This is a genomic window from Photobacterium sp. OFAV2-7 (assembly GCF_022347985.1).
Lineage (GTDB): Bacteria > Pseudomonadota > Gammaproteobacteria > Enterobacterales > Vibrionaceae > Photobacterium.
Window position 1 is genome coordinate 1 of the sequence record NZ_JAKRFQ010000456.1, and the last position, 4,032, is coordinate 4,032.

The following is a 4,032-nucleotide window of genomic DNA, read 5'->3' on the forward strand; positions in this document are numbered from 1 at the left end:
TGGTTAATATCGGATAATACACAACGGTGAATATCGCAAAAGCAATTGCCCACAGAATCGCCGACAAGATATACCCATCAAGTATTAATGTTGGAAATAGCATCACTACAACAGTACGAATAAGTGTCGAAGCGACCAGGGTTACAAACGCTGCCACCATGACGCGATTAATCTGCAAACTTCTTCCGGTATGGCCGAGAGAAACGCGCGCAATCATCGCCAGAATCATACAACCAATGCCACCAACGGTAATGAAATGAAGCGCTACACTGTAACTGATTTCTCCGGTTTGAAAGTGAACAGCAAGTAGTAGCATCCCAAGAATCATAAACATATAGGCAAAGTGCAACAGCCACAGCAGCGGAGTCTTTAGTGTCGAGACTGTACGCCAGCGCACAAAACGAATCAGATTAAAGATTCCTGTCGCCGCTAACAGCAGCGGTAAAGTGAACTCACTCAATGTCGCAGGTACTGGCAGCAGTACGTAAGCAAGCAGCAGCCAGCTTGGTATCAAGGCTCCTAGTTCAATCCACTTAACACGTGTGATCTGCTCGGTATTAGTCCCCCGCCAAGTAAAGAAGGGAATTACTCTGCCCCCGACAACAAGCACAATCACCGAAATTACGATCAGTGACATGAAGGATACTGAGCGCAGGTCAGCTTCTCCGACGCCAAGCGCCAACATATGAAAGCGAGCGTTAAGATACGTTAACAGCAATATTAAAGGGGCAAAAAACAGGTTGTTCCATTGCTTTCGTATAACAATCGGCTTTGCAAGGAAATAGGCGGCCAAAGGCATCCAAAGCAGATCAAGCATCATGATTACTGTGCTTGGTGTACCAACAAGAAGACCGATGCGGGCAAGCAGCCAAAGCATGAATATTGAAGCCAGCTTCCAGCCACGTACACCTGGGTTCCCGGTCCAGTTTTGGACGGCAGTTAGCAAGAAACCGATAATGACGGCACCGGTAAAACCAAATAACATCTCATGGCTATGCCACCACAACGGGTTGCCATACATCAACGTACTGAGATCAACACTCCCAGACCAGAATAGAGCCCACAGCAGCATTGAAATTACTGAAAATGCGCTTGCCCCAAGAAAAAAAGGACGAAAAGCTAAGCGAAAAACGGGGATAATTCGTTGTTCTTTTTCGCTATCGAGGATCTGCATCATAGGTAAACCTACACCCACATCTAAACATGCATGTATAATACACCTTAAAAGATACAATTAAAATACATGTTTATAAATAAACTTATCCCTGTATCGAGTAGGTTTACCATTTCAAAATGATTTTTGATAAAACAGAGAGTTAAACGCAAATACGAGATTACAAGCCTGGGTAGTCAACAGGACGTGTGATCGTTTGTATATCCAAAATAGAGATATCGCCCTGCCAACGGCTTTCGATTAACCCGACACTCAACCAATAACGCCCATCAGGTACATCAATCTTAGGTAAGGTTGTCGGCAATCGGCCATCCACATCTTCGGTCCATAGTGGCGTCCACGATGTATCATTCAGATCGTACAAACTCATCGAAAGTATCTCTGACGGACAGGCAGGATCGGGCAAACGACCTTGCTCGATACGCCAGTTTTTACTATCTTTCCAGCCTATTCGCTGCTTAACAGAGGGTTCTGTCAGTAATATCCAATGGTTGAAACTATCTTCACCACCGGTATTGATGGTTAATTGATATAAACCCGCACCGATTGGTTTCTCAAGACGCCGGGTCTCGACAGAGAAATAGCCGCCTTCCTCTACATTCGGCGCACTGGCAATGATGTTCTGATTTGGCCACTTCGTTAGTTTGACTTCGGCAATATTCTCGCGAGTGACCCCTGCAATCGATAACTTGAGCATAGTTTGGTTGAGGTTCTGAATGACTTCACGCTCAATCGATAAGTTAGGAATCCATGTTGGCAGCACCTTCTGTGCCAGACTTCGTCCGCAATCTTCCGTGATTGCCAACTTGAATAACGCATTGAGATTACTTTGCTGATCCCTGTTGGGCTCCTGCTGCCAGGCCTGAACCATGCTGTCAAAGCTATCAGAGGTTTTACCTTCAAGTAACCTTTGGTGGGCAACCGTGTATGCATCTTGCCCTGTAAACCAGTTTGCTGCTGCACTCGGTACAACTAGCACCGAGTGCAACATAAACAGTGTACAGGTAAACGAAATCTTACTATTCACTACGACGATTTCATCCGGTAACCAACACCACGTAGTGTTTCAATTTCAATTCCCGCCAGTTTCTGTCGTAACTGCAGGATATGGGTATCAACAGTACGTGTCGTCGGATAGTGATTGTAACCCCAGACCTGATCCAGAAGCTCATCACGAGTGAATACGCGGCCAGAGTGTTTAGCCAAAAATACCAACAGCTCAAATTCAGTACGAGTCAGAACAACAACCTCACTGCCCTGCCTTACCTCTCGACTATCAAGGTCGATATCGATATCTCCAACAGAGATAACATTGGAAACAGGCGCGTCTTCAGTACTCGTACTGGCAGAGCGCAAATGTAGACGTATCCTTGCCAGTAATTCTTCTTCCGCAAACGGTTTGGTCAAATAGTCCTTCGCTCCCGAGTCCAACCCGACAACTTTGTCTGACACAGATACCATTGCAGTGAGCAAAATAACTGGAACATGCTTAATCAAGAGCCAGTCGTTCAAATAATCCAGCGAGTCACCTTCCGGTAACTGGCGGTCCAACACGACCAAATCGGCATTTGGCCATAAATCAGCAACCTTTGTCGCACAATCAGCGTACAGGCATTCATAGCCAGCGTCTTTTAAGGCTTCGAGTAAACCATCGGCAAGGTTGCGGTCATCTTCAACCAGAAGCAGAGTTTGATTCACACGGTATCTCCAAAATAAATGTTGTAGGAGGGCCTTCAAGCTTCATCCGCCCTCCCATTCTACGAATCATCGATTCAACAATTGTAAGACCAAGCCCCAAGCCTTTTTCACTTACAAAGGGCTTCCTTAATCTTGCCCAGTCCCTAGAACCAAGCGGTCCATTGTCTTTAACCCTTACAATCAGTTTTCCGTCACGGAACGATGAAGTTAATGTAACTGGCGCTGTGCCATATTTCTGAGCATTAGATAACAAATTATCAATACATGTGCCCAGCCAATAAATATTTACGTTTACGGACCTGTCTTCAGCTAAATCCAGGGACACGTCCTCGTAAGGTTCACTTAAAAATTCAACCCATTCATTGAATGAATCAACTTGTTGAACGCTCAGTTCCTGCTGATTAGCCTGTAAATAGTCTTTACTGGCCTCGGCAAGCTGGCGTAGTCGTCTTGAATCTTCAGTCAAACGCCTGAACTCATCATATAGACTTTCGGGCAAAGCATCAAAGTGACGCCTAAACCCTTCAACTGTCAGCGCCAGGCTGGCGATAGGTGTTCTGAGTTCATGAGTGAGTATTTGTAATACCAACATCCGCTCCTGCATGGCACGACGACGAATACGCAGACGATATACACCCCAACCAATCAATAATGCAACATTGGCAACAAGTAGGCCAACCAGCAAATAAAATGTCAGGTGGGATTTATCCACTTCCTGCCAACATAGGTTGCCGCTTTTAACCAAACAGAAGTCAGTCTGGTTCAATCGGCTGAAGGTAACATCATATTTATCAAGTGCGAACGACCATGTTGGCTGGTCATAAATATGGTATTCGTTGCCATTTCTAATCCAGAGTTCGCCATTAGAGATAAATGTCTCTGCCCCAGCGATAAACACCTGAATTTCATTGCTGCTCATGCGCTGCAAACGACCAAGGATAGTATTAGTTGGTGCCAGTTCCTTTTCCTGGATATGCAAGAAGCCATCAAGCTTTTCCGCCGAATCAGGATGCTTTTCCAGATAACGGGACGCATAGCTACCGCCACCGGGATGAATATAACCAGACCGAACGAACCAACCTTTAGGCAGAATCGTGTTATTGCAGATTGCCCGGGTAAAAACGACAGGCTGAGTAACCAACGGGCTCACAGGCCAGATC

Annotated in this window: 4 protein-coding genes; all 4 read right to left on the reverse strand. The window is 45.7% G+C overall.

Features of this window, described 5'->3' with window-relative positions; all coding sequences use genetic code 11:
• Window positions 1–1,174: NnrS family protein (locus tag MHN01_RS18840; protein WP_370646521.1), on the reverse strand; the 1,174-nt coding region annotated here is incomplete at its 3' end.
• 160 nt (window positions 1,175–1,334) lie between these two features.
• Complete coding sequence (locus MHN01_RS18845) at window positions 1,335–2,201, reverse strand: DUF2861 family protein (RefSeq protein WP_370646522.1); 867 nt, start codon at window positions 2,199–2,201, stop codon at window positions 1,335–1,337.
• Window positions 2,201–2,872, reverse strand: a complete 672-nt coding sequence (locus MHN01_RS18850; protein ID WP_239412759.1) for a response regulator transcription factor — start codon at window positions 2,870–2,872, stop codon at window positions 2,201–2,203. Before MHN01_RS18850 ends, MHN01_RS18845 begins: the two co-directional genes overlap by 1 nt.
• The coding region (locus MHN01_RS18855; RefSeq protein WP_239412760.1) for a DUF3404 domain-containing protein at window positions 2,847–4,032 on the reverse strand (1,186 nt) is incomplete at its 5' end. The genes MHN01_RS18855 and MHN01_RS18850, both read right to left, overlap by 26 nt.